Genomic DNA, 26868 nt, shown 5'->3' with positions numbered 1-26868 from the left:
GCTTTGAGGGTCATCAATACTGCAGTTTTCCCGCGCAGTCGCTAGAATGGCCGCCTTTGCGAAGTTCTGGAGTTTCCCCCTCATGCGCACTTTTCGGCTGGTGATTTCTTGCCCGGACCGCGTTGGCATCGTTGCCAAAGTCAGTAACTTTCTGGCGGCCCACAATGGCTGGATCACCGAAGCGAGCCACCACTCGGATAACCAGGTCGGCTGGTTCTTCATGCGTCACGAAATCCGTGCCGATTCCCTGCCTTTCGGTATCGAGGTGTTGCGCGAGAAGTTTGCACCGATCGCCGAAGAGTTCTCGATGGACTGGCGCATCACCGACACCGAGCAGAAAAAACGCGTGGTGCTGATGGCCAGCCGCGAATCCCACTGCCTGGCTGACCTGCTGCACCGCTGGCACAGTGATGAACTCGATTGCGAGATTTCCTGCGTGATCTCCAATCACGACGACCTGCGCAGCATGGTCGAGTGGCACGGCATTCCTTATTACCACGTGCCGGTCAATCCGCAGGACAAGCAACCGGCCTTCGATGAAGTGTCGCGTCTGGTCAAGCACCACGACGCCGAAGTGGTGGTGCTGGCGCGCTACATGCAGATCCTGCCGCCGGACATGTGCCGCGAATATGCGCACAAAGTCATCAACATTCACCACAGCTTCCTGCCGTCGTTCGTCGGTGCCAAGCCGTACCACCAGGCTTCGATGCGCGGCGTGAAGCTGATCGGTGCGACCTGCCACTACGTGACCGAAGAGCTGGATGCCGGCCCGATCATCGAGCAGGACGTGGTACGCGTCAGCCACAGCGACAGCATCGAAGACATGGTGCGTTTCGGCCGTGACGTCGAGAAGATGGTGCTGGCCCGTGGTCTGCGTTATCACCTGGAAGACCGCGTGCTGGTGCACGGCAACAAGACCGTGGTGTTCTGATTCACGATCGTTCCCACGCTCTGCGTGGGAACGCCTCTTCAGACGCTCCGCGTCTGCTTTGGGACGCAGAGCGTCCCGGGCTGCGTTCCCACGCAGAGCGTGGGAACGATCCACGGACCTTGAGGACATATCGATGAGCGATCCACTGGACAAAGCCACTTCCAAGGCACCCGCCACCCTCGGCGAGGGCTGCTTGAGCCGCTATGACCCGGATGACCTGAGCCCGGAGGACGGCACGGAGTTTCCCGGCGCTGCCGAACTGTGGGAACAACTCAAGGACGAAGAGGATGACCTCAAGAAGCCTGTCTGACGCTCAGCAGCTTTTTCAGCAACGGCCGGCCCAGCATCAATAGAAACACCGGGCCGCCCACCAGCAGATAGAAGTAATACGTCACCACCCGCCAGATCAGTATCGCCGCCGCCGCGGTCGATTTGCCGACCATCGGCGCCAGCAGCGCCGCCGAGGTCAATTCCGCTGCACCGGCACCGCCCGGCAACAGGCTGAATTGCCCCGCACCCAGCGAAAGCATCTGGATCAGAAACGTCCATGCCCACTGCACATCCGCCCCCAGCCCGCGCAACGCCAGATACAGCACGCTGTAACGCAGCGACCAATGCACGCAGGTCAGGACGAACACCTTGATCAATGTCTGCCACGGCAATTTCAGCGCATCGGTGAAAGCGGCCAGAAAGTGCAGCAACTGCCGCGCCCAGCGCCGTCGGGTGCGGGGTTCGACGTTCATCCCGGCTAACAGGCGCCCGCTCAGGCGGATCAAACGACGGTGATAACGCGCGACCAGCACGCAGCTGAACAGGCCACCGGTCAACGACATCGCACTGACGATCAGCAGCCATTCCATACGGTCGCTAAGATGCTGGAACAGCGCGTAGATCAGAATTCCGATCAGGGCGCAGAGAAAAAACAGCAGATCGCTCAACTGATCCATCGCAAACACGGCGCTGCCCCGGGCCGGACGCACGCCGCTGCGCGCCAGCAGCGCCATGATCGTCAACGGCCCGCCGCTGCCGCCGGGCGTGGCGCACCAGGCGAATTCGGCAGCCATCACCACCCCGAGGCTTTTGACGGGCGTGACCCGGTCACGCTGATCGCCGAGCAACAGCCGCAGGCGCAAGGTGTTGATGCCCCAGCACAGCAGAACCATGGCGAACATGATCAACAGCCAGTGCAGCGGAAAGGCTTGCAGGCGCTCCCAGGTTTCGCCGCCCCCGAGCAGGGCGGGAACCGCCACGGCCACCAGCAGGCCGATCAGCAGCAAAATGCCGCGACTCAAGCGGCACGCTCGGCTTGAGTTTGCTGGCGCGTCAGCCAGTCGATTTTGGTCATGGGCACGCGTCCGTCCGCCAACAGTCGTTCAAGGGTGCGCCACCAGTAATCCCGGGAAAACCGGTGGCGCATGTCCACCGGGTGCAAGCCTAGACGAATCACCGGCGCCTGACGCCAGCGCTGCTCACGCTGTTCGCTGATGACCTTTGACATGCCGCGACGCCAGGCGCTGCGTGCGCTCCAGACCAGTCCCGGAGCCTCGACCGCAGTGAAATCCGGCAAGTGATAAAAATGCTGCCGATCGCTGGTGTAGCGCAGCGGCAATTCGCGCAATGCCTGGCGTGTGCCGGCACTCATCAACCAGGCGGGGGCGACGAAACCGTGTAGCGGCCAGTCGTGGCGCCGAAACAGATCGATGCCTGGGCGCAGGCGGGCGAGGGCGGCTTCCCGGGACAGCTGATAGAACTCGCCTTCATGGGTGAAGACCCGGCGCATGAACCAGTCGCGCGCCGTGCGCGGGCCGGGCTCGGTGTCTTCATGAAAGTGGCCGTGCAGGGCCAGTTCATCACCGCGTGCGACGCGCTCGTCGAGCATTCGACAAAACGCTGGATGGCCTTCAAGTGCCTCGCGTCGATGGAAGTCCGGAACCACCAGCCACGTCATCGGGACGTTGCCCAACCGGTCAACGGCTTCGACGAAGGCTCGATAATCGGCCCACGTGGAGGGCGCCACGTCATGCAGCACCAGCATCAGCGTCGGGCGCTCGTGAGATTCAGCCATTGGCCACCCGTGGAACCGAATCGCCAAGTACGGCGTGATAATGCCCCAGCAGGCTGTCGACCACCGTGTCCCAGGCGTAATGCCGTTCGACATGCTGGCGTGCCTGTTGACCGAGTACGCCAGTTCCGCGACTGAACAGTTCACGCACGGCGTTGGCCATGGCTTGCGAATTGTTCGGTGCGCAGAGCAGGCCGCAGGATTCGCTGACGATTTCCTCGAACGCCCCGGCCGCCACCGCCACCACCGGAATGCCGCAGGCCATCGCCTCCAGAATCACCAGACCGAAAGTTTCCTGATCGCCGGCGTGGATCAGCGCATCGGCACTGGCCATCAGCCGCGCGACCAGTGCGGCCGGGCAAAACTGGTCGATCACACTGACATTGTCCGGGACGGATGCAGGCATCGACGAGCCGACCAGTAACAGGTGATAGCGCGGGCCCAAGCGTTTCATGCAATCGAGCAGCACCGGCAGGTTTTTCTCCTTGGAACCGCGACCGGCGAAGATCAGCAGGCGCGTGTCATCGGCGATTCCCAGTTCGCTGCGCAGTCCGGCGTCGCGGGCATCCGGGTGAAAAGTGTGCAGGTCAACGCCCAGCGGCTGCACGAACACATTGCGCACGCCCAGTCCGCTGAGCTTGTCGGCCATCACCTGGCTGGGCGCCAGCACTCGGTCGAAATTGCCGTACAACTTGCGCACATACGCATCGACATTCGGCGTGACCCAGTGGCCCATGCGGTTGCCCACTAGTAGCGGCAGGTCGGAGTGATAGAAACCGATCACCGGCACATCCAGCTGCCGACGCGCATCGAGCGCGGCCCAGGCGGTGAGGTACGGGTCGCCGACTTCGATCAGATCGGGTTGCAGGTCCTGCAGGACGTTTCGCCAAGGGGCCAGGCGCAGGGGAAAACGATAGCCCTTGCCGAAGGGCAGGGCGGGGGCGGGAACCGTGTAGACGCCATCACGTTCGCCGAAATGCGCGCCGGGAATCAGCAGGCTGTGGCGGATGCCGGGCTTGACCCCCAGCCGACGGTGCTTGGCATCCAGATAGGTGCGCACGCCACCGCTGGCCGGGGCGTAGAACATGGTGATGTCGGCGATATGCACGGTGAACGTCCCTCCGCGTTGATCTCCCTTGGTTGACCTTTATCAAGAATAGATGTTCGGTCGGGGTTTCGCGGTGGGGTGCAAGGCCGGTTTCGGAGGGATTGTCGGTCGTCTTCGTCGGATAGTTGTGAACGACGAAGACGACCGGCAGAACGGCTTTAAATCCGGAAGCTGCCAACCAGTTGCTTCAAGCGTGAAGCCTGCTGCTCCAGATCCGAGCAAGCCCGCAACGTCGCCTGCAGGTTCTCGACACCTTCCTGGTTCAGCGTATTGATCTCGGTGATATCCACGTTGATCGACTCGACCACAGCCGTCTGTTCCTCGGTCGCGGTGGCTACCGACTGGTTCATTCCGTCGATTTCACCAATGCGCTGGGTCACGCTGTTCAGACGCTCGCCGGCGAGGTTGGCGATGTCCACGCTGTCCTGGCTGTGGCGCTGGCTGTCGCTCATGGTGCTGACGGATTCGCGGGCGCCGACTTGCAGCTCCTCGATCATGGTCTGCACCTGTTGTGCCGATTCCTGGGTGCGGTGGGCGAGGTTGCGCACTTCGTCCGCCACCACCGCAAAACCGCGACCGGCTTCACCGGCACGGGCCGCTTCGATGGCCGCGTTGAGCGCCAGCAGGTTGGTCTGTTGGGAAATGCTGGTGATCACTTCCAGGATCTGGCCGATGTTCACTGTCTTGCTGTTCAGCGATTCGATGTTGCTGCTCGATGCGCTGAGCATGCTCGACAGCTGGTTCATCGCCTTGATGCTGCGATCCACCACTTGTTGACCGTCTTCGGCCAGGCCACGGGCGTCGCTGGCCTGGGTCGAGGCTTGGGCGGCATTGCGGGCGATTTCCTGGGCGGCGGCGCCGAGCTGGTTGATCGCGGCGGCCACGCTGTTGGTGCGGGAGGCTTGCTGGTCGGAGTTGTACATCGACGAGTTCGAGGCCGCGACCACCCGCAGGGCGACTTCGTTGACCTGGCCGGTGGCCGACGACACTTCGCGGATCGAGCCGTGGATACGTTCGACGAAACGGTTGAACGCTGTGCCGAGCACGCCGAATTCGTCCTGATTCTGGATGGTCAGGCGCTTGGTCAGGTCGCCTTCGCCGTCGGCGATGTCTTCCATGGCGCGAGTCATCACGTGCAGCGGCTGGATCAGGATGCGGATCAGCATGCCGAGCAGGGCGATGATGATCGCCACGGCAATCACGGTCGCGATCACGGCCGAAGCGCGGAATTCGCTGAGCATCGAGAAGGCTTTGTCTTTATCTACCGACAGACCGATGTACCAGTTCACCGACGGCAGGCCCTTGATCGGGGTGAAGTTGACGATGCGGGTCTTGCCGTCGACGGTGACTTCACTGAAGTCGCTGCTGATGCGCGGGGTGTCCTGCGGATAGGCTTCCTTCAGTGACTTCATCACCAGGGCCTTGTCCGGGTGCACCAGGATCTTGCCGTCGGCGCTGACCAGGAACGCATAACCCATGCCGGAGAAGTCCCGGGCGCTGAGGGTGTTGATCAGGGTTTGCAGGCTCAGGTCGCCGCCCACCACGCCGACGCTCTGACCGGCCTTTTTCGCGGCGGTGGCGATGGAAATGATGGTCTGGCCGGTGGCCGCGTCGATGTACGGTTCGGTCAGGGTCGAGGTGCTGCTGCTTTCCGCACCTTTATACCAAGGACGAACCCGTGGATCGAAACCGTCCGGCATCTTCGCATCCGGGCGGATGGTGAAGTGCCCGGTAGCATCGCCGAGGTAAGACGCCATGAAGGTCGACGTCAGGGCTTTCTGTTCCAGCAGGCTGGCGACAGCGGCAGGCTCGGGATTGATGGCGATGTTCTGGGCAGCGTTCTCGATCAGCAGGATGCGCCCACTGAGCCAGGTCTGGATGTTGTCGGCGGTGACCTCGCCCATCTCGTTGAGGTAATTGTCCAGGTCCTCGCGGATCGCGTTGCGCTGCAACCAGTCGTTGTACAGCGTGAACGAGGCAAAGGCGGCAATGACGATGAGGGCGGCGGCAAGCAAAATTTTATGGCTGAAACGCAGATTTTTGTTCATGGCTTGGGGTTCCGCTAAGGTCTTATTATTCAGGGCGTGCTTCTATAGATGCTCGCTAGGTGGGCTTGATGAGTACAAGCAGGTATTTCCGCTTCTCCTTAGGGAAATCTCCGATGCGGTTGTCAGTCGCATCTGTCACCTTTAGCTATCGGCCATGCACGATCAAAGATTAACCATTGGGTGACCAAATGCCTGAATCTTCGCAACTCGTAATCGGCGCCGACCTCGCCGGGCAACCGATCGCCCAGGCCATGCGCCTGGCCAACCGACACGGACTGGTCGCCGGCGCAACCGGTACCGGCAAGACCGTTACTTTGCAGCGTCTGGCCGAGGCGTTCAGCGACGCCGGGGTCGCGGTGTTTGCCGCCGACGTCAAGGGCGACCTGTGCGGCCTCGGTGCTGCCGGTAACCCTCAGGGCAAGATCGCCGAGCGCATCGCCGGCATGCCGTGGCTCAAGCACACGCCTCAGGCGTATCCGGTGACCTTGTGGGACATTCACGGTCAGTCCGGTCATCCGTTGCGCACTACGCTGAGCGAAATGGGTCCGTTGCTGATCGGCGCCTTGCTGGAACTGACCGACAGCCAGCAATCGGCGTTGTACGCAGCGTTCAAGGTGGCGGATCGCGAAGGCCTGTTGCTGCTGGATCTCAAAGACCTGAAAGCGCTGCTCAATCACCTCAAGGACAATCCGCAGCTGTTGGGCGAAGACGCCGCGCTGTTCACCACCGGGTCCAGTCAGGCGCTGTTGCGGCGTCTGGCGACGCTGGAGCAGCAGGGCGCCGAAGCGTTGTTCGGCGAACCGGCGCTGCAACTGGAAGACATTCTGCAACCGACCGCCGACGGTCGCGGGCGCATCCATCTGCTGGATGCCAGTCGTCTGGTGCACGAGGCGCCGAAGGTCTACGCGACCTTCCTGCTGTGGCTGCTGGCTGAGCTGTTCGAGCAACTGCCGGAGCGCGGCGATGCCGACAAACCGTTGTTGGCGCTGTTTTTCGATGAGGCGCATTTGTTGTTCGGCGATACGCCCAAGGCTCTGCAAGAGCGCTTGGAGCAAGTGGTGCGGCTGATCCGCTCCAAAGGCGTTGGCGTGTATTTCGTCACTCAGTCACCGGGCGATCTGCCGGACGATGTGCTGGCGCAACTGGGGCTGCGGATCCAGCACGGGCTGCGCGCGTTCACCGCCAAGGAACAGAAATCCCTGCGGGCGGTGGCGGACGGCTTCCGGCCGAATCCGGCGTTCGACACGTTGTCGGTGCTCACCGAGCTCGGGATTGGCGAAGCCCTGGTTGGCACCTTGCAGGAGAAGGGCACGCCGGAAATGGTTCAGCGGGTGCTGGTAGCGCCGCCGCAATCGCGGATCGGGCCGTTGACCGAGACCGAGCGCACGATGCTGATCGCCGGTTCGCCGTTCAAGGGCCGTTATGACAAGCCGATCGATCGCGAGTCGGCCTATGAAATCCTGATGGGTCGCAAGGGGATGGCGCCGGAGGCTGAAGCGGCGCCGGGCAAACCGGCCCCTGAAGAGCCGAGCCTGGCGGACAAGGCCGGAGAGTTCCTCGGCACGGCGGCAGGGCAGGCGCTCAAGTCGGCGATGCGTCAGGCGGCGAATTCGCTGGGTAAACAGTTGGTGCGCGGTCTGATGGGGTCGTTGCTCGGCGGCAGCAAACGCCGCTGATCAACAAGGCTCAGGTTTTGGGTTTGGCGTGGGCGGCCAGTCGCTCCAGTGCCGCCCGCAGATTCGGATCGCTGATCCCGTCGGCGGTGGCCTGGATGGTCGCCGCCGCATCCGTCGACAGGTCGATCGTCGGCCCGCTCGCTTCGCGCTGGATGGTCGGTGGCCGCACGGCGAACTTGATCCGCGTCAGATTGGCGAACTCGTCGAACATTTGCAGTTGCCGTTGCAGACGTTTCTGCTGATAGCGCAGGCGCGTGGCCCAATGGCCGTCGGTGACGATCAGCAACAGCTCGCCTTCGCGCCACTTGGCGACGTGGCAGTGTTCGCGGGCGGCGGGTTGCAGTTGGCTTTCGAGCAGACGTTGCAGATGGGCCAGGCGCTGGGCATGACCGAGGATGGCTTTCAACGGCCTGGCTTCGCGTAGCAGAACGGCGGGCGCTCTGGCTGTGAGAGGGCGAAATGCCATGATCTAGGACCTGAAGTTACAGAGCCGCCATGGTAGCAGATGGCACCCATTTCACTCGCCCATTGCTTTTGTCCCTGCTTTGCCCATTAAATCAACGACTAACTTCTTTGCTGTACGGCTTGAAGTTGAGCAAAACGCCCCTATTTTAAGTGAGCCCCGTCAAAGCGCAGTGCCAGCATCGTGGAATATCCCCACTTTCCTCACCACCGTTTCCGGGTAGAATGCTCGTTCGCATGCGGCCATGAGGGCTGCACGGGCGACTCACGGGGCCGCCCTCCATCCCTTTAGTGTGGAAGATCCTGCCGATATGTTTGCGCCTTTGTTAAAGAAACTTTTTGGAAGCAAGAACGAGCGTGAAGTCAAACGCATGCTCAAGACGGTGCAGCTCGTCAATGCCTTCGAAGAGAAGATGGTCGCCCTCTCGGACGATCAACTGCGCGCCAAGACCGCAGAGTTCAAGGACCGCATTGCCAAGGGGGAGACCCTCGACAAGCTGTTGCCGGAAGCTTTTGCGGTCGCCCGCGAAGCCGGCAAGCGTGTCATGGGCATGCGCCACTTCGACGTCCAGCTGATCGGCGGCATGACCCTGCATGAAGGCCGGATCGCCGAAATGCGTACCGGTGAAGGCAAGACGCTGGTGGGTACCCTGGGTGTTTACCTCAACGCGCTGTCCGGCAAGGGCGTGCACGTTGTGACCGTGAACGACTACCTGGCCCGCCGTGACGCCAACTGGATGCGCCCGCTGTATGAATTCCTCGGCCTGACCGTCGGCATCGTGACGCCGTTCCAGCCGCCGGAAGAGAAGCGCGCCGCCTACGCCGCCGACATCACCTACGGCACCAACAACGAATTCGGGTTCGACTACCTGCGCGACAACATGGCGTTCAGCATGGAAGAGAAATTCCAGCGCGAACTCAACTTTGCCGTGATCGACGAAGTCGACTCCATCCTCATCGACGAAGCGCGTACCCCGCTGATCATTTCCGGTCAGGCCGAGGACAGCTCCAAGCTGTACATCGAGATCAACAAGCTGATCCCGAAACTCAAGCTGCACGTCGAAGAAGTCGAAGGCGAAGTCACTCAGGAAGGCCATTACACCGTCGACGAGAAGACCCGTCAGGTCGAACTCAACGAAGCCGGTCACCAGTTCATCGAAGACCAGCTGACCAGCATCGGTCTGCTGGCCGAGGGCGAGAGCCTGTACTCGGCACACAACCTGAGCCTGCTGACTCACGTCTACGCCGGTCTGCGTGCGCACAAGCTGTTCCATCGCAACGTCGAATACATCGTGCAGGACGGTCAGGTTGTACTGGTCGACGAACACACCGGCCGTACCATGCCGGGTCGTCGTCTGTCCGAAGGCCTGCACCAGGCCATCGAGGCCAAGGAAAACCTGAACATCCAGGCCGAGAGCCAGACCCTGGCATCGACCACGTTCCAGAACTACTTCCGTCTGTACGAAAAACTGTCCGGCATGACCGGTACGGCCGACACCGAAGCGTTCGAATTCCATCAGATCTATGGCCTGCCGGTCATCGTGATCCCGACCAACAAGCCGTTGGCCCGTAAGGATTACAACGACCTGGTGTTCCTGACCGCCGAAGAGAAATACGCGGCGATCGTCAACGACATCAAGGAAAGCATGGCCGCTGGCCGTCCGGTGCTGGTGGGTACTGCGACCATCGAAACCTCCGAGCACATGTCCGCGTTGCTCGTGAAGGAAGGCATCGAACACAAGGTTCTGAACGCCAAGTTCCACGAAAAAGAAGCTGAAATCATTGCACAGGCCGGTCGTCCGGGCGCACTGACCATCGCTACCAACATGGCCGGTCGTGGTACCGACATCCTGTTGGGCGGCAACTGGGAAGTTGAAGTCGCGTCGCTGGAAAACCCGACCCCTGAGCAGATCGCCCAGATCAAGGCCGACTGGCAGAAGCGTCACCAGCAAGTGCTGGAGTCCGGCGGTCTGCAGGTGATCGCGTCCGAGCGTCACGAATCCCGTCGTATCGACAACCAGCTGCGTGGCCGTGCCGGCCGTCAGGGCGACGCCGGTTCCAGCCGCTTCTACCTGTCGCTGGAAGACAGCCTGATGCGCATCTTCGCCTCTGACCGGGTGAAGAACTTCATGAAGGCCCTGGGCATGCAGTCCGGTGAAGCGATCGAGCACCGCATGGTGACCAACGCCATCGAGAAGGCACAGCGCAAGGTTGAAGGCCGCAACTTCGACATCCGCAAGCAACTGCTCGAGTTCGACGACGTCAACAACGAACAGCGTAAAGTGATCTATCACATGCGTAACACGTTGCTGGCTGCGGACAACATCGGCGAGACCATCGCTGACTTCCGTCAGGACGTCCTGAACGCCACCGTCAGCGCGCACATTCCGCCGCAATCGCTGCCAGAGCAGTGGGACGTGGCCGGTCTGGAGGCGTCGATCGCCAGCGACTTCGGCGTGAAACTGCCGATCCAGCAATGGCTCGACGAAGACGATCACCTGTACGAAGAAACCCTGCGCGAGAAGCTGATGAACGAGCTGATCGCCGCGTACAACGAAAAAGAAGACCAGGCTGGCGCCGAAGCCCTGCGTTCCTTTGAGAAGCAGATCGTGCTGCGCGTTCTGGACGACCTGTGGAAAGACCACCTGTCGACCATGGATCACCTGCGTCACGGCATCCACCTGCGTGGTTATGCGCAGAAGAACCCGAAGCAGGAATACAAGCGCGAGTCCTTCACGCTGTTCTCCGAGCTGCTGGATTCGATCAAGCGCGACTCGATCCGTGTGCTGTCGCACGTTCAGGTTCGCCGCGAAGATCCGGCCGAGGAAGAGCAACGCCTGCGTCAGGAAGCCGAAGCACTGGCCGCCCGCATGCAGTTCGAACACGCCGAGGCTCCTGGCCTGGAAGCGCAACCGGAACTGGTCGGTGAAGAGGTCGATGTGGCCCTCGCCACCGCCCCGGTTCGCAACGAGCAGAAGCTGGGCCGCAACGAACTGTGCTACTGCGGTTCGGGCAAGAAATTCAAGCATTGCCACGGGCAGATCCAGTAAACCCCGTTTCAATCGCTGAAATACCCGCGCCGCGACCGGCACCAGCCGTCGCGGCGTTTTGCCATTTACACCACCGCCACTACGCTTGGCGGTGCTGACATCATTGAGTAAGGAGCGCATTCATGGCTGTTGGTCTTGGTCCTTTGCCAACGTTGCACCCGGTTGCCGGTTTTGAACTCGGTATCGCTTCGGCCGGCATCAAGCGCCCGGGGCGCAAGGATGTCGTCGTGATGCGTTGCGCCGAAGGTTCCACCGTGGCGGGAGTGTTCACGTTGAACGCGTTCTGTGCAGCGCCGGTGATCCTGGCCAAAAAGCGCGTGCAGAACCCGGTGCGCTACCTGCTGACCAACACCGGCAATGCCAACGCCGGCACCGGCGAACCAGGCCTGGCCGCCGCCGAGCGCACCACCGCCAAACTGGCTGAATTGACCGGCGTGGATGCCAGCCAGATCCTGCCGTATTCCACCGGCGTGATCGGCGAGCCGCTGCCGGTCGAGAAAATCGAAGGCGCCTTGCAGGCCGCACTGGACGATCTGTCGGAAAACAACTGGGAAGCTGCCGCCTCCGGCATCATGACCACCGACACGCTGCCAAAAGGCGCCAGCCGCCAGTTCCAGCATGACGGCGTGACCATCACCGTCACCGGTATCAGCAAGGGCGCGGGCATGATCCGCCCGAACATGGCGACCATGCTCGGCTACATCGCCACCGACGCCAAAGTCTCCCGCGACGTGCTGCAAAACCTGATGCTGGACGGCGCCAACAAGTCGTTCAACCGCATCACCATCGATGGCGACACTTCGACCAACGACTGCTGCATGCTGATCGCCACCGGCAAGGCTGCGCTGCCGGAAATCACCCGTGCCGAAGGCGAGCTGTTCGCCAAGCTGAAGCAGGCCGTTTTCGAAGTGTGCATGGACGTGGCCCAGGCCATCGTGCGTGACGGCGAAGGCGCGACCAAGTTCGTGACCGTTGAAGTCAACGGCGGCGGCAATCACCAGGAATGCCTGGACGTCGGCTACACCGTGGCCCACTCGCCGCTGATCAAGACTGCACTGTTTGCGTCCGACCCGAACTGGGGCCGCATCCTCGCCGCTGTCGGCCGTGCCGGCGTGCCGGAACTGGACGTGAGCAAGATCGACGTGTTCCTCGGCGACGTGTGCATCGCCAGCCGTGGCGCCCGCGCCGCGACCTACACCGAAGCCCAGGGCTCGGCAGTGATGCAGCAGGAAGAAATCACCATCCGTATCGAACTGGGTCGCGGCGATTGCAGCGAAACCATCTGGACCACTGACCTGTCCCACGAGTACGTGAAGATCAACGCCGAATACCGCACCTGATCCCTGCCGAAGAGGGAGGTCTGCGGACCTCCTTTTCTTCTGTCCCATGAAAGGACCCGAACATGAGCCTTCACCTGATCATCGGCGACAAACTGCTTTCCTCCTGGTCCCTGCGCGCGGCGCTGGCGCTTGAACTGACCGGCGCGCCCTACACCGAAGAACTGGTCAAACTCGGCAAGCCCGACACCCGCGAACGGCTGCTCTCGCACTCGCCGACCGCCAAGGTGCCGCTGCTGAAAACCGCCCGTGGCACCGTCGCCGATTCTCTGGCGATTGCCGAATACCTGGCCGAACAGTTTCCTTCCGAACAACTCTGGCCGACCGATATCGCCGCCCGTGCCCAGGCCCGATCCGCCTGCGCGCAGATGCACAGCGGCTTCTTCGCCATGCGCAACCACATGCCGTTCAACCTGAGCCACGACGCGCCGCTCAACCCGGTGCCGCCGGAAGTGAAGGTCGATGTCGAGCGCATGCTCGCGCTGTGGGCTGAATGCCGCGCTGTCGCGACCGAGCCTGGGCCTTACCTGTTTGGTCGGGTGTCGCTGGCCGATGCGTTCTTCGCACCGATTGCCGTGCGCCTGCGCACCTATCAGGTGAAGTTGCCGGCCGATGATGAAGCCTATGTTGAAACCGTCTACCAATGGCCGGCCTTCAAGGCCTGGCAAAAGGCTGGACTGGAGGAATTGCAGTCGTGAAACGTGTACACGTCGCCGCCGCCGTCATTCGTGACGGCAGCGGCAAGATTCTGATCGCCCGCCGTGCCGATACCCAGCATCAGGGCGGCCTCTGGGAGTTTCCCGGTGGCAAGGTCGAAGCCGACGAGTCGGTGCAAACCGCTCTGGCTCGCGAGCTGCAAGAAGAGTTGGGCATTGTCGTCGGTGCCGCTCGGCCGCTGATCAAGGTGCGCCACGATTACCCGGACAAGCAGGTGTTGCTGGATGTCTGGGAAGTTTCGAGCTTCACCGGCGAACCCCACGGTGCCGAAGGCCAGCCATTGGCTTGGGTTTCGGCCAAGGAACTGACGGATTACGAATTCCCTGCAGCCAACCAGCCGATCGTCGCGGCAGCGCGTTTGCCCGCTGAATACCTGATCACCCCAGAAGACCTGGAAACCCCGGCCTTGCTGCGCGGTATCCAGAAGGCAATCGCCGGTGGCATCAAGCTGATCCAGCTGCGTGCGCCCAATGGTTATGACCCGAAATATCGCGATCTGGCGGTAGATGCGGTCGGCCTCTGCGCCGGCAAGGCCCAGTTGATGATCAAGGGCCCGTTCGAGTGGCTGGGCGATTTCCCGGCCGCGGGATGGCACATCACTTCAGCGCAGTTGCGCAAGTACGCAGCCGCGGGGCGTCCGCTGCCGGCAGATCGCTGGTTGGCGGCTTCTTGCCACAATGCTGAAGAACTGGCGCTGGCCGAGCAGATGGGCGTGGACTTCGTCACCCTGTCGCCGGTTCAACCGACCCTGACTCATCCGGATGCACAGCCGTTGGGCTGGGAGCAGGCTTCGACGCTGATCGAAGGCTTCAGCAAACCGGTGTTTCTGTTGGGTGGAGTCGGCCCGGCGGAACGCGAAAAAGCATGGAATGCCGGGGCTCAGGGCGTGGCGGGGATTCGGGCGTTCTGGCCTGAGGCCTGAATAGGCACCCGATCACTCCCGCGCCTGGCGTGGGAGTGATCAGTTCTCGGGTTTCGCCGCCGGTTGCCACAGAATCTCGGCAATGCCCTGGCGCCGGGCGATCAACCTCGCCGCCACAAACAACAGATCCGACAAGCGATTGATATACGCCAGGCCAACCCCGGCCAACGGCTCGATCGCATTCAAATGCTGGCAACGCCTTTCGGCACTACGCGCCAGACTGCGGCAGACATGGGCCTGGGCGATCAGCATCGAACCGCCCGGCAGAATGAAGTTCTCCAGCGGCCCCAATTCCTCGTTCCACACATCGATGGCCGCTTCCAGCCGTTCGATTTCTGCTGCGTTCAGCGCCTGATATTCCGGCATCGCCAGCTCGCCACCAAGATCGAACAACCGGTGCTGGCATGGCGCCAACACGTCGATCAATTCATTCAGCCCGGGACAGGTTTCACGCTCGGCGATCAATCCGGCCAGCAGCACGCCGACCTGACTGTTCAGCGTATCGACCTCGCCAATGGCCTCGATGCGCGGGTGATTCTTGGGCACCCGGCGGCCGTCGCCGAGTCCGGTTTCGCCCTTGTCGCCGGTGCGGGTGTAGATCTTCGACAAGCGAAAGCCCATGGTTTACCTCGGTAGTTGATTGTTTTCGGCGGCGATGGGCGCCGGTTGCGCCAGTGGCAGGCGCAGGGTGAAGCAGGTGCCTTGCCCCGGTGCCGACTGCACTTCCATCTGCCCTTTGTGGTTGTTGGTGATGATGAAGTACGACACCGACAGGCCGAGGCCCGTGCCCTGGCCGATTTCCTTGGTGGTGAAGAACGGCTCGAAGGTGCGTTTGCGCACGTTCTCGCTCATGCCGATGCCGTTGTCCTCGACCTGAATCTCGGCCCAGGGCGGATTGAGCCGGGTGCGCAAGGTTATTCGCCCCGGCTCGCTGTCATCTTCGCGCTGGTGGATCGCCTGCGCGGCGTTTTTCAACAGGTTGAGCAGCACCTGTTCGAGTTCGTTGGCAGTGCCGGGTACCGGGCCCAGCGCCGGGTCGAACTGGCGAATGATCGCCTGACCCTTGAAGTCGAAGCCGATGGCCAGGTCGAAGTCGTTGCCGGCGATTTCCACGGCTTGATCGATCAGCGCCGGCAGGTCGCACGGCGCCATCTGGCGGTTGCTGCGGCGGCTGAAGCTGAGCATGTGGGTGACGATTTTCGCCGCCCGCGCCCCGGCCTGCTGGATGCCGTCGAGCAGTTGCGGGACTTCCCGGCCTTGCAGGTAGCGGTTCACGGTATCGAGTTCGATGCCCAGTTGTTCGGCCTGTTCGAGGTTCTTCGGCAAGTCTGGCGACAGGCGTCGGCGAATGTTCTGCACGTTGTGCAGGATCGCCCCCAGCGGGTTGTTGATCTCGTGGGCCATGCCGGCGGCGAGGCCACCGACCGACAGCATTTTCTCCGACTGCACCATCATTTCTTCCAGCGACAGGCGCTGGGTGATGTCGTCGATTCGGATCACCACGCCGCGCCCGGCGCCGCCCATCAACGGGTAAAAGGTGAGGGCGTAGTGCTTGGGCTCGTCGTCCTTGAACCACGTCACCCGCTCGATTTTCGCCACCGTGTGTTGCTCGACGGTCTGCTTGAGTTGCGGCAGAAACGGCTTGAGCGGCTCGAACGCGAGAAAGATCGGCTGGTTCAGCGCTTCGTCCAGCCGTGTACCGGAAAGGGCGCTGGCCTCCTGGTTCCACTGCGTGACGTAGAGTTGCTCGTCGAGGGCGATCAGCGCCGAAGGCATGGAGTCGATGATGCTGTTGAGGTAGTTCTGGAACCCGGTGAGTTTCTTCTCGATCTTGCTGCGCACCTGGACTTCCAGTTCCAGCTTGCGGTTGGTGTGGCGGGTTTCTTCGGCCAGCCCCTGGGCCTGATCGTAGGCTGCCTGGGAATCATCGCGGGCGCGCTTGAGTTGCTGCTCCCGGGCCTCGATGCGCGAAAGCATGGTGTTGAATGCCTCGGCCAGACTGCCGATTTCGTCATGGTTGCCCCGAGAGGCGCGCAGGGCGTAGTTTTCCTCGCGGGTCACCTGGCGGGACAGTTCTTCCAGTTGATGGATGGGACGGGTGATCAGGCGCTTGATCTGCCGGGCGATGACCAGCCACAGCAGCACACTGAAAATCAGAATCCCTAGGCTGGCCGTGAGTGTGCCGGTGTAGAACGCGACTGGCAGCTCGCTGCTGGCCACCAACAGCAGGTGGCCCGGCGCAGTACCGGGGCGGGGCAGGGTGATGAGTTGATTGCTGCGAAACTCGGTCAGTTGCCAGGCTTCGATGTGCCGGTAGCGTTCCGGCAGTTTGAGTTTGTCGCCGTGTTGCAGCTGCGCCAGACGTTCGCCTTTGCCGTCATATAACGCGGCGGCACGCAGCGGGGAATAGCTGTCGAGTTCCTTGAGCAGGCGTTCGGCGCTTTGCGGCGACTGCAAGGCTTCGGCCACCAGACTCGGGTTCGACACCAGCCGGCCGATGGTCTGCAACGCCTGAGGCGCCATGCTTTCCTGGGAAATGTAATAGGCGGCGCTGATAAAGGTCAGGTTGGCGACCAGCAACACAGTGGTCAACAGCACCAGCAGAGCGGCCAGCAGTTTCTGGCCGACCGGCAGGTTTTCAAGACGCTGGCGCAATGGCATCAGGTTTATCGCAGCAAAGGAACAAGTGGCCAGCGTAGCCGCTGCTCAGTCGACGGGCAATCCGAGACTGTGCAGATGAGCAGTCAGGCGCTGCTGCAATTGCTTCAGATGCGGAAGGTTCAACTGGTGACGCTCTGCAACCTTGCAGGCATGCCCAAGCAAATAGCTGATCTCGGTGCGGCGTTTGCTGGCCACGTCCTGATACATGGACGAGAAGTTCGCCGCCGTGGCCTGGATCACCCGTTCGACTTCCTGTTGCAGGTTGTCTGCCGCCGCCGGTTGCCCGCAGCGTTCGAGCAGTTCGGTCAGTTCGCCGCACAGGGTGGCAACTTCGCAGTGATGTTGCTGCAAGCCGCCGTTGCGGCAATCGTGCAGCACCGTCAGCGGATTGATCGCACAGTTGAGCGCCAGCTTGCGCCACAGGCGGGTGAGGATGTCGGCGCTCCATTCATGGGGGATTTTCGCTGCCTCAAGATCGTCCAGCCAGAATGGCGCCACGGGATGGCCGGCGTCGCCGAGCCAGGTGTAGCCATGGCCGGCGAATACCACGCGCCAGTCGCCGTCGCGAAACGCGCCCTCGGTGCTGGAGGCGCTGATGCAGCGGGCCTGCGGGACTTGTGCGGCGACCGCTTCCTGGCTGCCGAGGCCGTTCTGCAAAAGAATCAGTTCGGCGTCCGGTGCCAGGCGATGAGCAAGCCCGGCCACGGCCGCTTCGGCGTCGTAGGCCTTGCAGGCCACCAGCAGGCGACGGATGGGGCCGGGACTGTCCGGGGTTTCACCGGGGATCTCGTAACGGCTGGCAACGCCTTGTTCGACGAGGGTCAGGCCGCCCGCCGTTGCATAGTCGTGCAGGCGGTCGATGTCGCGCAGGATCAGCCGGACCGGCAATCCGGCCCGGGTCAGACGCGTGGCCCAGAGCGTGCCGAGACTTCCGGCGCCGAGGACGTGCCAGGGGGTGGACATCAGTTTTTCACTCGGTAAGGTACAGGCATGCAAGGCTCGCCGTGTCGGTGGGAAAAGACCCGTTATAATGAGCCCGATTTTAACCGCAAGCCACGCGCGCCGCGTCCCGTACGAGCGCGCCTTTTTATTGGAGAGATTACATGCCGTCGTTCGACGTGGTATCCGAACTGGACAAACACGAACTCACCAACGCGGTCGAGAACGCCGTGAAGGAACTCGATCGTCGTTATGACCTGAAAGGCAAGGGCAGCTTTGAATTCAAGGAAAAGGACCTGACCGTCCACCTGACCGCTGAAGCCGATTTCCAGCTGGAAGCGATGATCGAGATCCTCAAGCTGGCCCTGGTCAAGCGCAAGATCGACGTGCAGTGCCTTGAAGTCAAAGACTCCTTCGCTTCGGGCAAACTGATGAAACAGGACGCCGTCCTCAAGGAAGGCATCGACAAGGAGCTGGCGAAGAAAATCGTCGGCCACATCAAGGAAGCCAAGCTCAAGGTGCAGGCCGCCATCCAGGGCGAGCAGGTGCGTGTGACCGGCAAGAAGCGTGACGACCTGCAGGAGGCCATCGCGGCCCTGCGTGCCAAGGAATTCGGCATGCCACTGCAGTTCAACAACTTCCGCGACTAAGCTTTTCGGTCGGGAACCTCTCGGCGTTTAAAGCGTCCGAGGCCCAAGCAACGGCAGAAACGATTGAGCCCTTTAAGGCCCGGTCTTTCTGCCGCTGGTTTTTTACAGCCCGGGAAGCCGGCAATCAGGAGATAAAAGATGGATTTGAATGCTGAGGTGGACAACCTGGTCAAGGCATCCCAGGCGTGGATTCCGATGATCATGGAATACGGCAGCCGTGTGTTGCTGGCGGTGATTACCCTGGCCATCGGCTGGTGGCTGATCAACAAGGTCACGCAAAAGCTCGGCGGCCTGCTGGCCCTGCGCAATGCCGACCTGGCACTGCAAGGTTTCATCAGCAGTCTGGCCAACATCATTCTCAAGGTGCTGCTGATTGTCAGCGTGGCGTCGATGATCGGCGTCGAGACCACCTCGTTCGTTGCGGCGATCGGTGCGGCCGGCCTGGCTATCGGTCTGGCGTTGCAGGGCAGTCTGGCGAACTTCGCCGGCGGCGTGCTGATTCTGCTGTTCCGTCCGTTCCGTATCGGTGACTGGATCGAAGCCCAGGGTGTGGCAGGTACTGTCGACAGCATCCAGATCTTCCACACCGTGCTGCGCACCGGTGACAACAAGACCATCATCGTCCCGAACGGCAACCTGTCGAACGGCATCATCACCAACACCAACCGTCAGCCAACCCGCAAGGTTGTGTTCGACGTAGGTGTGGATTACGAAGCCGATCTGCAAAAGGCCCGTCAGGTGCTGCTGGATCTGGCAAAGGATGATCGTGTTCTGCAGGATCCGGCACCTCAGGCCGTTATTTCGACGCTGGGTGACAGTTCGATCACTGTTTCTCTGCGCGTGTGGGTTAAAACGGCGGATTACTGGGATGTCATGTTCATGTTTAATGAACAATCCCGTGATCGTTTAAAGACTGCTGGCATTGATATTCCTTTTCCGCAACGAGTGATTCGTGTGGTTCAGGAATCGGCAGTGTAATGATAGGTTGCTAATTAATTGCCTGACTTATCGGTCAGGCAGTTATTACAAGTGACAGGCAATAAAAAAGGCCCATCCGAAGATGGGCCTTTTTGTTTTGTTACCGCAACTAACTCGGTGCGATTACAAAAGCGACAGCGGGTAGTCGACGATCAGACGGAACTCTTTGGTATCGCCTTCACCTTCGTCGGCGTTAGCGAAGTGCCAGGCTTGACGAATACGGAAGGACAGGTCTTTGGCCGGGCCAGACTGAACTACGTATTTGGCTTCGAAGTTGGTTTCGTTGTGTTTGCCATCTTCGCCATACAGACCAGCGTAGGCGCTGCCTGCTGGAGTGTGGGTGCCGTCGATGTCCCAGCCTTTAACGTAGCGGGTCATGAAGCTCAGACCTGGAACGCCGTACTCGGCCATCTTGATGTCGTAACGGATCTGGGCAGACTTCTCGCCTGGGGCGTTGAAGTCAGAGTACTGGATGGAGTTGGCGAGGAAGATCGAGTCGCCGCCACGGTTGTTCTTGCCCACGCCGATGTAGTCGAACGGAGTGTCACCGTTGACCTTCTGGAAGGCCAGGGTGATGGTGTGCGCTTTCAGGAACGAGAGAGCGGTGGCCAGGGAGAACGCGGTGTTGCTGATGTCACCGGCTTTCGCGCTACCGGTGTCGGTGGTGCGATAGATGTTGAAGTCGGTGTTCAGCGAAGTGTCACCACCAAATGGAGTGGTGAGGTTCACGTTGGCGTAGTACTGGTTCCAGATGTCTTCCAGTTTGGCGCCGTAGAGCGATGCGCTCAGGTTTTCGGTGATGCCGTACTTGCCACCGAAGTAGTCGATGGTGTTGGCTTCAACGCCAGCGTAGGTCGCGTACAGGCCGCCTTCACGGGCGTTGCGGTCCTGGCTGGTTGCCGAGTAGAAGTGACCGGCTTCGAGGTCAAGGTCTTTGATCTCGCTGCTCTGCAGTTGGAAACCGCTGGCAGTTTGCGGAAGGATACGGGAGCCGCCGACAGCGAACACCGGAGCGGTGCTAGGCTGCATGTCACCGATTTTCAGCTCGGTTTTCGATACGCGGAACTTGATGGCAGCGCCGGCTTTGCCTTGGCTGTCGTCAGGGTCGCGGGAACCGTTTGCATTGAACTCGTTGCTGCGGCTCATGTTGCCGGAGCCGCTGGTGCCGGCACCGCCGTCCAGTTTGATGGCCAGGTAGCCGAACGCATCAACGCCGACGCCAACAGTACCTTGGGTGTAACCGGAGCTGAAGTTGCCCCAGATACCCTGGGTCCAGTCTTTTACGTCACGGGAACCGTCTTTGTTGTCACGGTTGAAGTAATAGTTGCGAATCAGCAAATCAGCTTTCGCGTCTTCAACAAAGCCTTTGGCTTCAGCCTGGTCACTTACGAACGGTGCGGCCGTAGCCATCTGAGTACTGGCGGCTGCTGCAACTGCCAGTGCGATCATGCTCCACTTCATCACGCGCATCGTGATTTGCTCCTTTGGTTTTAGAAGAGTACTGCCGTCCCACCTGTTTTATTATCTGGGCGGCTCTTTCTTTTTGTGTCGGCGCAAACTTATATCACGCCGACAATGTTGGCGATACTTGCGCATCCAACCTTTCAGCTTCTTTACGAGCGTGTCGCAATCGGCTTGGTAGATGTCGCAAATTTACAGTCCAAATGCAATGGGACTGACAACTTCAGCGCTGTTTTACAGGGCTTGAGCATCGGTAAAAAAGAGTCCCTTGGCAAAACGCTTGAATCTCCATCGGGCAACCCTGCCACTGTTTTTATGGGGCTCAAGGCATCCACTTCTTGTGGTGCGCTTATAGTCCATATGGGTATGAATGCAACAAGCGTGCACAAACCGCTGAATTGTTCCGGTTTTTTTCAAGGTGCTCGTCTGACGCTGTAAAAACCTCATAAAACCGGGGGCTTCGAGGGCCTTTCAAACAGGCTTGACGCCGTCCTTCGCATGGTGTTGCTCCCTGAAAGTCGCAGCGCGACAACCAAAAACGTTACCGGTTCACCCCGTCGGTGAGTATTCGGCGGATGCCCGACGCACTGAGCGTAGACGCACTGTGCGGTTTTGGTGCAAAAAAATTCAAAGGCTGTACTGAATTCATACAGTTGGGTCGCTGGATGAACGTAAACGCTGAGGTGTGAGCGGGTCATTTTGCTCGGTTTATTCGCATTCCCGGTTCCGTCCTGGTGCACGCGAAGCATAAATGTCACATCCTGGAGCGTGGAGGCATTCTTGCTGCAACGCTGTTCGCCGTGAAGCTCACTCCAATCGCAGGTATGCTGCCGTCCAGTCGCTTGGCGCAGCGCATTCACAGCGGGGCGCTAAGCTGAAAACAGGTCATTTCGCCGGGAGTGCGCGCAGTGTTTGCTTTAGATCCACGACTTCAACAGGACACGCTGACCATCGGCGATTTCCCGCTTTGCCGATTGCTGTTGTCCAACGACGCCAACTACCCGTGGTTCATCCTGGTGCCACGCCGCGACGATATCAGCGAGTTGTTTCAGTTGGATGTCGCCGACCAGCAGCGCTTGTGGGAGGAAACCACGGCCCTGGCCGAGGTGCTCAAGGACTCCTTCGACGCCGACAAGATGAATGTGGCGACCCTGGGTAATGTGGTCAGCCAGATGCATATGCATGTGATCGTGCGTAAACGGGACGACGCCGCCTGGCCGGCACCGGTCTGGGGCAAACATCCCGCCAAGCCTTACAGTGCCGAGCAAGTGGCCGCGATTCGCGAGCGCCTGCGTCTGGTGCTGGACGAAGAATTCACCTTTCTGGAGGGCTGATCATGAGCCTCGAGCAACGCGTTACCGAGCTGGAAAGTCGTCTGGCATTTCAGGATGACACCATCCAGGCATTGAACGATGTGCTGGTAGAGCAGCAGCGAGTGGTCGAGCGTCTGCAATTGCAGATGGCAGCCGTACTCAAGCGCCAGGAAGAGATGGTGGGGCAGTTCGGTTCTTTCGAAGAAGACGCACCGCCGCCACACTATTGAGAAGTGCGCGGGCATGCTCCCATGAAAAACGCATTCATTAAAAAACCGCGAACAGCCGGGCTGTTCGCGGTTTTTTTATTGCGGGAGACGTGGATCAGCGACGCGGCAGGGCGGCGATCACGTCTTCGGCCTGCAGGCCCTTGTCACGGTTCATCACCGAGAACTCCACACGCTGGCCTTCGACCAGAACGCGGTGGCCTTCGCCACGGATGGCGCGAAAGTGCACGAAAATATCATCGCCGGAATCCCGGGAGATAAAGCCGAAGCCCTTGGAGGTGTTGAACCACTTGACGGTGCCGGTATCGCGATTGCTCATGTCGTAGCTTTGCGCGGCGGCGGCCGGTGAGGATTTGTAGAAGCTGACGGCCAGGTGCAGAACCACGGCGACCAGTGCGATCACCAGGCTGAACAGCACGGCTGGCTGGCCGGCGATGACAGGCATCGGCGCGATCAGGGTCAGGGTTTGCAGGACAACGGTCAGGACCAGCAAGGCGCTGACCAGGTTTTGCAGATGCTGGCGCGGACCTTTGTTCCAGTAAGGGATAACTGGCGCAAGGATCAGGTTCAGCAGGCCGAAAAAGGCCAGGTAAAGTGCATCGGGTTGTTGCAGGTAAGGTACCGCTTCGGACTTCAGGCTGGGTATGAAGGACAGCAGCAAGGCTGCTGCGCCCATTAGCAGGTGGACGATTTTCAACATTTTTATTGACTCACGTTATGACGGCTCACAAGGAAGAGCTGAAGGCGCACGGTTCGCTTCGGAACAATAAGAGGCGTTGGACACGTGCACGGCATCAGCCTATGCGCAGGCCCGGAAAACGGGGCGTAGCGACACACTGCCTATTTAACAGCAAAGCCTGCGGCTACTCAAATCACGCCGGCCAGCGGCAGCGTGTGGGGCGATTTGTCGCCTCTATCGGGTCGATACGGGGGCTGCGATGCGAGGGAGGCCTTGCTACAGTGAACCGACACCTGCTGGATGAATTCAATCGCCGTTAGGGGGTAAGCATGGCAATCGATATCGGTATCAGTGAAGAAGACCGCAAATCCATCGTCGAAGGGCTCTCGCGCCTGCTGTCGGACACCTACGTGCTGTATCTGAAGACTCACAATTTCCACTGGAACGTCACCGGGCCGATGTTCCGGACCCTGCATCTGATGTTCGAGGAGCAATACAACGAACTGGCCCTGGCGGTCGACTCGATTGCCGAACGCATTCGGGCGCTGGGCTTTCCGGCGCCGGGCGCGTACGCGACCTATGCGCGTCTGTCTTCTATTAAGGAAGAGGAGGGCGTGCCGAGTGCCGAGGACATGATCAAACAATTGGTCGAGGGGCAGGAAGCGGTCACGCGCACGGCGCGGGGGATTTTCCCTCTGCTGGACAAGGTCAGTGACGAACCGACCGCCGACCTTCTGACCCAGCGCATGCAGGTTCACGAGAAAACCGCGTGGATGCTCCGCGCACTGCTCGAGGCCTGATGACGGAAAGCGCACGGATCCTTCGTTCGTGCGCTTTTCTCTTTTTTGCCCGGAAAAATCATTCGCGACGGTAGGAAACAAGGAAGACGACCCGCCGCTCCATGATCCTCCGTATCGCGTTGGCTTATCCTACACAGATGGTCAAAAAGTCATCTGGAACTGCCTTTGCACCTGCGCTTTAAATGAGGTCACAGGAATTCGCCTTGATCACAGGCGCAGAAATGGCAAAGGAGTGTCAGCGATATGGAAGGTGGAGACAGGCGAGGCGACATTGCTGTCGGTTTGCAGCAGGACAGATTCGGGGAGCCGTTTCTCGGCGGGTTCGACATGGCGTTGACTCGGCCGCTGTCCCGATCGGTACGCTTGAACGGGTTCGCGACCTGCATGCGGCTGGAGCAGGTTTACTGGAACATCCTGGGCCGGATGGCTGAGGACAATTGCTGTTCGGTCGGCACGTTGTTGTCCCGTGTCGATCGTGAAGTTCACCTGCGCCATGGCGGGGTGAAAAACTTCAGCGGTCTGGTGCGGGTGGTGTGTGTGGTGCATGGCCTGCGGGATTCTCCGGGGATGCACGACGCGGGTTGTCACTGACAAGACGGCCTGTGCAGTCTTCCGGCTGCACAGGCCGCATTTAATGGATATAATCCCGCTCTTTCGCCGCACAGCCCTGCGCGTGCTGGCAATCTGATTGCCGAGACAACCCCATGCCGATGTACGATTACCAATGTGCTTCCTGTGGTCATCAGTTGGAAGCCATTCAAAAGATCAGCGACGCACCACTGGTCGATTGCCCTGCCTGCCAGGCGCCGGAACTCAAGAAGCAGCTGTCGATGCCGGGCTTTCGCCTCAGCGGCAGCGGCTGGTACGAAACCGATTTCAAGACCGGCGCGAAGAAGAATCTGGCCGGTGGCGACAAATCTGACTAGGGTTCAAACCCAGGTCGAACGACACGCGCGAGTTTCCACACGTTGCACATTGCTTGAGTGCAGCGGGATCTCCACCGAATTTCGAATTACGAGAAGCGAACCACTACCATGATGCGCAGCCATTATTGCGGCCAACTGAACGAAAGCCTGGAAGGCCAGGAAATTACCCTTTGCGGATGGGTTCACCGTCGTCGCGACCACGGCGGGGTGATTTTCCTCGATATCCGTGATCGTGACGGTCTGGCCCAGGTAGTGTTCGATCCGGATCGCGCCGAGAGCTTCGCCGCCGCCGATCGCGTGCGCAGCGAATACGTCGTGAAGATCACCGGCAAGGTTCGCCTGCGTCCGGCCGGTGCCACCAACGCCAACATGGCGTCGGGCATGATCGAAGTGCTGGGCTACGAACTGGAAGTGCTGAACGAGTCGGAAACCCCGCCGTTCCCGCTGAACGAGTTCTCCGACGTCGGCGAAGAAACCCGTCTGCGTTATCGCTTCCTGGACCTGCGTCGTCCGGAAATGGCCGAGAAGCTGCGTCTGCGTTCGCGCATGACCACCAGCATCCGCCGCTACCTGGACGAGAACGGCTTCCTCGACGTCGAAACGCCGATCCTGACCCGTGCCACTCCGGAAGGCGCGCGCGACTACCTCGTACCGAGCCGTACCCACGCCGGTTCGTTCTTCGCGCTGCCGCAATCGCCACAGCTGTTCAAGCAGCTGCTGATGGTCGCCGGCTTCGACCGTTACTACCAGATCGCCAAGTGCTTCCGCGACGAAGACCTGCGTGCCGACCGTCAGCCTGAGTTCACTCAGATCGACATCGAAACCAGCTTCCTCGACGAAAAAGACATCATGGGCCTGACCGAAGGCATGATCCGCAACCTGTTCAAGGAAGTGCTGGATCTGGAATTCGGCGAATTCCCGCACATGACCTTCGAAGAAGCCATGCGCCGTTACGGCTCCGACAAACCAGACCTGCGTAACCCGCTGGAACTGGTCGACGTGGCCGATCAGTTGAAAGAAGTTGATTTCAAGGTCTTCAGCGGCCCTGCCAACGATCCTAAATGCCGTATCGCCGCGCTGCGCGTTCCAGGCGGGGCGAGCATGCCGCGCAAGCAGATCGACGACTACACCAAGTTCGTCGGCATCTACGGTGCCAAGGGCCTGGCGTACATCAAGGTCAACGAGCGTGCTGCAGGTGTTGACGGTCTGCAATCGCCGATCGTGAAAAACATCCCGGAAGCCAACCTGAACGTGATCCTCGATCGTGTTGGTGCAGTCGACGGCGACATCGTGTTCTTCGGCGCCGACAAGGCCAAGATCGTCAGCGAAGCCCTGGGCGCGCTGCGTATCAAGCTCGGTCACGACCTGAAGCTGCTGACCTGCGAATGGGCTCCGATGTGGGTCGTCGACTTCCCGATGTTCGAAGAGAACGACGATGGCAGCTTCTCGGCTCTGCACCACCCGTTCACCGCACCGAAGTGCTCGCCGGAAGAGCTGGAAGCCAACCCGGCTGGCGCTCTGTCCCGTGCCTACGACATGGTGCTGAACGGCACCGAGCTGGGTGGCGGTTCGATCCGTATCCACCGCAAAGAGATGCAACAGGCGGTATTCCGTCTGCTGGGCATCAACGAAGCGGAACAGGAAGAGAAGTTCGGCTTCCTGCTCGACGCCCTGAAATACGGCGCGCCGCCGCACGGTGGTCTGGCCTTCGGTCTGGACCGTCTGGTGATGCTGATGACCGGCGCGCAGTCGATCCGTGAAGTGATCGCCTTCCCGAAAACCCAGAGTGCTGCCGACGTGATGACGCAGGCGCCGGGTGTGGTGGATGCGAAGGCATTGCGCGAATTGCACATTCGTTTGCGCGAAACGCCAAAGGCCGAGTAAGACGGGCCTGAAGGCGCATCTTCGGATGCGCCTTTTT

The 26868-nt window shown here is 60.6% G+C and carries 26 protein-coding genes and 1 pseudogene; 16 read left to right on the top strand and 11 right to left on the bottom strand.

Features of this window, described 5'->3' with window-relative positions:
• The first annotated feature begins 82 nt into the window (after positions 1-82).
• Positions 83-931 (top strand): formyltetrahydrofolate deformylase, encoded by an 849-nt coding sequence (gene purU, locus PMI24_RS03410; RefSeq protein ID WP_007951233.1) that lies wholly within the window; start codon positions 83-85, stop codon positions 929-931.
• Positions 932-1064: 133 nt separating this feature from the next.
• Positions 1065-1241 carry a hypothetical protein gene (locus PMI24_RS29320; RefSeq protein ID WP_007951232.1) on the top strand — a complete coding sequence of 59 codons (177 nt, stop codon included), beginning with the start codon at positions 1065-1067 and terminating at the stop codon, positions 1239-1241.
• On the opposite strand, the gene PMI24_RS03405 is transcribed toward PMI24_RS29320, so the two are convergent.
• From PMI24_RS03405 to PMI24_RS29715, 5 genes and pseudogenes are all read right to left on the bottom strand, one after another.
• Positions 1225-2223, bottom strand: a complete 999-nt coding sequence (locus PMI24_RS03405) for a lysylphosphatidylglycerol synthase transmembrane domain-containing protein (RefSeq protein WP_007951231.1) — start codon at positions 2221-2223, stop codon at positions 1225-1227. The genes PMI24_RS29320 and PMI24_RS03405 overlap by 17 nt on opposite strands.
• Positions 2220-2996 (bottom strand): DUF2334 domain-containing protein, encoded by a 777-nt coding sequence (locus PMI24_RS03400; protein WP_045121638.1) that lies wholly within the window; start codon positions 2994-2996, stop codon positions 2220-2222. Before PMI24_RS03400 ends, PMI24_RS03405 begins: the two co-directional genes overlap by 4 nt.
• A complete protein-coding gene (locus PMI24_RS03395) occupies positions 2989-4101 on the bottom strand; it encodes a glycosyltransferase family 4 protein (protein ID WP_007951229.1) in 1113 nt (370 codons plus the stop codon). The genes PMI24_RS03400 and PMI24_RS03395 overlap by 8 nt, the downstream gene beginning before the upstream one ends.
• Positions 4102-4259: 158 nt before the next feature.
• Positions 4260-5024: a methyl-accepting chemotaxis protein gene (locus PMI24_RS29720; protein ID WP_371807424.1), complete on the bottom strand. Its 765-nt coding sequence runs from the start codon at positions 5022-5024 to the stop codon at positions 4260-4262.
• 93 nt (positions 5025-5117) lie between these two features.
• Positions 5118-6149: pseudogene (locus tag PMI24_RS29715) on the bottom strand (HAMP domain-containing protein); the annotation flags it as partial.
• A gap of 188 nt (positions 6150-6337) precedes the next feature.
• Here PMI24_RS29715 and PMI24_RS03385 point away from each other — a divergent pair.
• Positions 6338-7825 carry a helicase HerA-like domain-containing protein gene (locus PMI24_RS03385; RefSeq protein ID WP_007951227.1) on the top strand — a complete coding sequence of 496 codons (1488 nt, stop codon included), beginning with the start codon at positions 6338-6340 and terminating at the stop codon, positions 7823-7825.
• 10 nt (positions 7826-7835) lie between these two features.
• On the opposite strand, the gene PMI24_RS03380 is transcribed toward PMI24_RS03385, so the two are convergent.
• Positions 7836-8291 carry a DUF721 domain-containing protein gene (locus tag PMI24_RS03380; protein ID WP_007951226.1) on the bottom strand — a complete coding sequence of 152 codons (456 nt, stop codon included), beginning with the start codon at positions 8289-8291 and terminating at the stop codon, positions 7836-7838.
• Between the two features lie 307 nt (positions 8292-8598).
• Here PMI24_RS03380 and secA point away from each other — a divergent pair, with 307 nt between their 5' ends.
• The 4 genes from secA (at position 8599) to PMI24_RS03360 (ending at position 14313) form a co-directional block, all read left to right on the top strand.
• Positions 8599-11337 carry a preprotein translocase subunit SecA gene (gene secA / locus PMI24_RS03375; protein ID WP_045121637.1) on the top strand — a complete coding sequence of 913 codons (2739 nt, stop codon included), beginning with the start codon at positions 8599-8601 and terminating at the stop codon, positions 11335-11337.
• A gap of 122 nt (positions 11338-11459) precedes the next feature.
• On the top strand, positions 11460-12677 hold the full coding sequence (gene argJ, locus PMI24_RS03370; RefSeq protein ID WP_007951224.1) for a bifunctional glutamate N-acetyltransferase/amino-acid acetyltransferase ArgJ: 1218 nt from the start codon (positions 11460-11462) through the stop codon (positions 12675-12677).
• 62 nt (positions 12678-12739) lie between these two features.
• Positions 12740-13372, top strand: a complete 633-nt coding sequence (locus PMI24_RS03365) for a glutathione S-transferase family protein (RefSeq protein WP_007951223.1) — start codon at positions 12740-12742, stop codon at positions 13370-13372.
• A complete protein-coding gene (locus tag PMI24_RS03360; RefSeq protein WP_007951222.1) occupies positions 13369-14313 on the top strand; it encodes a Nudix family hydrolase in 945 nt (314 codons plus the stop codon). The genes PMI24_RS03365 and PMI24_RS03360 overlap by 4 nt, the downstream gene beginning before the upstream one ends.
• Positions 14314-14352: 39 nt before the next feature.
• Here PMI24_RS03360 and PMI24_RS03355 read toward each other — a convergent pair whose 3' ends face one another.
• The 3 genes from PMI24_RS03355 to PMI24_RS03345 are packed head-to-tail and all read right to left on the bottom strand — an operon-like array spanning position 14353 to position 17937.
• Entirely contained in the window at positions 14353-14934 is a 582-nt protein-coding gene (locus PMI24_RS03355) for a cob(I)yrinic acid a,c-diamide adenosyltransferase (protein ID WP_007951221.1), read from the bottom strand.
• A gap of 3 nt (positions 14935-14937) precedes the next feature.
• Positions 14938-16974: a sensor histidine kinase gene (locus PMI24_RS03350; RefSeq protein ID WP_007951220.1), complete on the bottom strand. Its 2037-nt coding sequence runs from the start codon at positions 16972-16974 to the stop codon at positions 14938-14940.
• A gap of 45 nt (positions 16975-17019) precedes the next feature.
• Positions 17020-17937, bottom strand: a complete 918-nt coding sequence (locus tag PMI24_RS03345) for a putative 2-dehydropantoate 2-reductase (protein WP_007951219.1) — start codon at positions 17935-17937, stop codon at positions 17020-17022.
• A gap of 140 nt (positions 17938-18077) precedes the next feature.
• Here PMI24_RS03345 and PMI24_RS03340 point away from each other — a divergent pair, with 140 nt between their 5' ends.
• Positions 18078-18563 carry a YajQ family cyclic di-GMP-binding protein gene (locus PMI24_RS03340; RefSeq protein WP_007951218.1) on the top strand — a complete coding sequence of 162 codons (486 nt, stop codon included), beginning with the start codon at positions 18078-18080 and terminating at the stop codon, positions 18561-18563.
• 138 nt (positions 18564-18701) lie between these two features.
• Complete coding sequence (locus tag PMI24_RS03335) at positions 18702-19541, top strand: mechanosensitive ion channel family protein (protein ID WP_007951217.1); 840 nt, start codon at positions 18702-18704, stop codon at positions 19539-19541.
• Positions 19542-19664: 123 nt separating this feature from the next.
• Here the strand turns inward: PMI24_RS03335 and PMI24_RS03330 are convergent, their stop codons facing one another.
• Positions 19665-21011 carry an OprD family porin gene (locus PMI24_RS03330; RefSeq protein WP_007951216.1) on the bottom strand — a complete coding sequence of 449 codons (1347 nt, stop codon included), beginning with the start codon at positions 21009-21011 and terminating at the stop codon, positions 19665-19667.
• Between the two features lie 75 nt (positions 21012-21086).
• Between PMI24_RS03330 and PMI24_RS29185 the strand changes: the two genes are divergently transcribed.
• The 3 genes from PMI24_RS29185 (at position 21087) to PMI24_RS03320 (ending at position 22545) form a co-directional block, all read left to right on the top strand.
• Positions 21087-21440, top strand: a complete 354-nt coding sequence (locus tag PMI24_RS29185) for a hypothetical protein (RefSeq protein ID WP_157222925.1) — start codon at positions 21087-21089, stop codon at positions 21438-21440.
• A 470-nt stretch (positions 21441-21910) separates the two neighbouring features.
• On the top strand, positions 21911-22336 hold the full coding sequence (locus PMI24_RS03325; RefSeq protein WP_007951215.1) for an HIT family protein: 426 nt from the start codon (positions 21911-21913) through the stop codon (positions 22334-22336).
• A gap of 2 nt (positions 22337-22338) precedes the next feature.
• Positions 22339-22545 (top strand): SlyX family protein, encoded by a 207-nt coding sequence (locus PMI24_RS03320; RefSeq protein WP_007951214.1) that lies wholly within the window; start codon positions 22339-22341, stop codon positions 22543-22545.
• Positions 22546-22639: 94 nt separating this feature from the next.
• Here the strand turns inward: PMI24_RS03320 and PMI24_RS29590 are convergent, their stop codons facing one another.
• The gene (locus PMI24_RS29590; RefSeq protein ID WP_007951213.1) at positions 22640-23242 is read right to left on the bottom strand and encodes a cold-shock protein; all 603 of its coding nucleotides are present in this window, start codon (positions 23240-23242) and stop codon (positions 22640-22642) included.
• Positions 23243-23550: 308 nt separating this feature from the next.
• Here PMI24_RS29590 and PMI24_RS03310 point away from each other — a divergent pair, with 308 nt between their 5' ends.
• The 4 genes from PMI24_RS03310 to aspS all read left to right on the top strand — a co-directional run bounded on the left by PMI24_RS03310 (position 23551) and on the right by aspS (position 26831).
• Positions 23551-24021 carry a Dps family protein gene (locus tag PMI24_RS03310; protein WP_007951212.1) on the top strand — a complete coding sequence of 157 codons (471 nt, stop codon included), beginning with the start codon at positions 23551-23553 and terminating at the stop codon, positions 24019-24021.
• A gap of 243 nt (positions 24022-24264) precedes the next feature.
• Positions 24265-24612 carry a ribbon-helix-helix domain-containing protein gene (locus PMI24_RS03305; protein WP_007951211.1) on the top strand — a complete coding sequence of 116 codons (348 nt, stop codon included), beginning with the start codon at positions 24265-24267 and terminating at the stop codon, positions 24610-24612.
• 113 nt (positions 24613-24725) lie between these two features.
• Complete coding sequence (locus PMI24_RS03300) at positions 24726-24947, top strand: FmdB family zinc ribbon protein (protein ID WP_007951210.1); 222 nt, start codon at positions 24726-24728, stop codon at positions 24945-24947.
• A gap of 108 nt (positions 24948-25055) precedes the next feature.
• Positions 25056-26831: an aspartate--tRNA ligase gene (aspS, locus tag PMI24_RS03295; protein ID WP_007951209.1), complete on the top strand. Its 1776-nt coding sequence runs from the start codon at positions 25056-25058 to the stop codon at positions 26829-26831.
• The last annotated feature ends 37 nt before the right edge of the window (positions 26832-26868 follow it).

This window comes from Pseudomonas sp. GM25 (assembly GCF_000282255.1).
GTDB classification, from domain to species: Bacteria; Pseudomonadota; Gammaproteobacteria; order Pseudomonadales; family Pseudomonadaceae; genus Aquipseudomonas; species Aquipseudomonas aphyarum.
The sequence above is the reverse complement of the archived record's forward strand: the minus strand, read 5'-3'. Positions and strand labels throughout refer to the sequence as shown.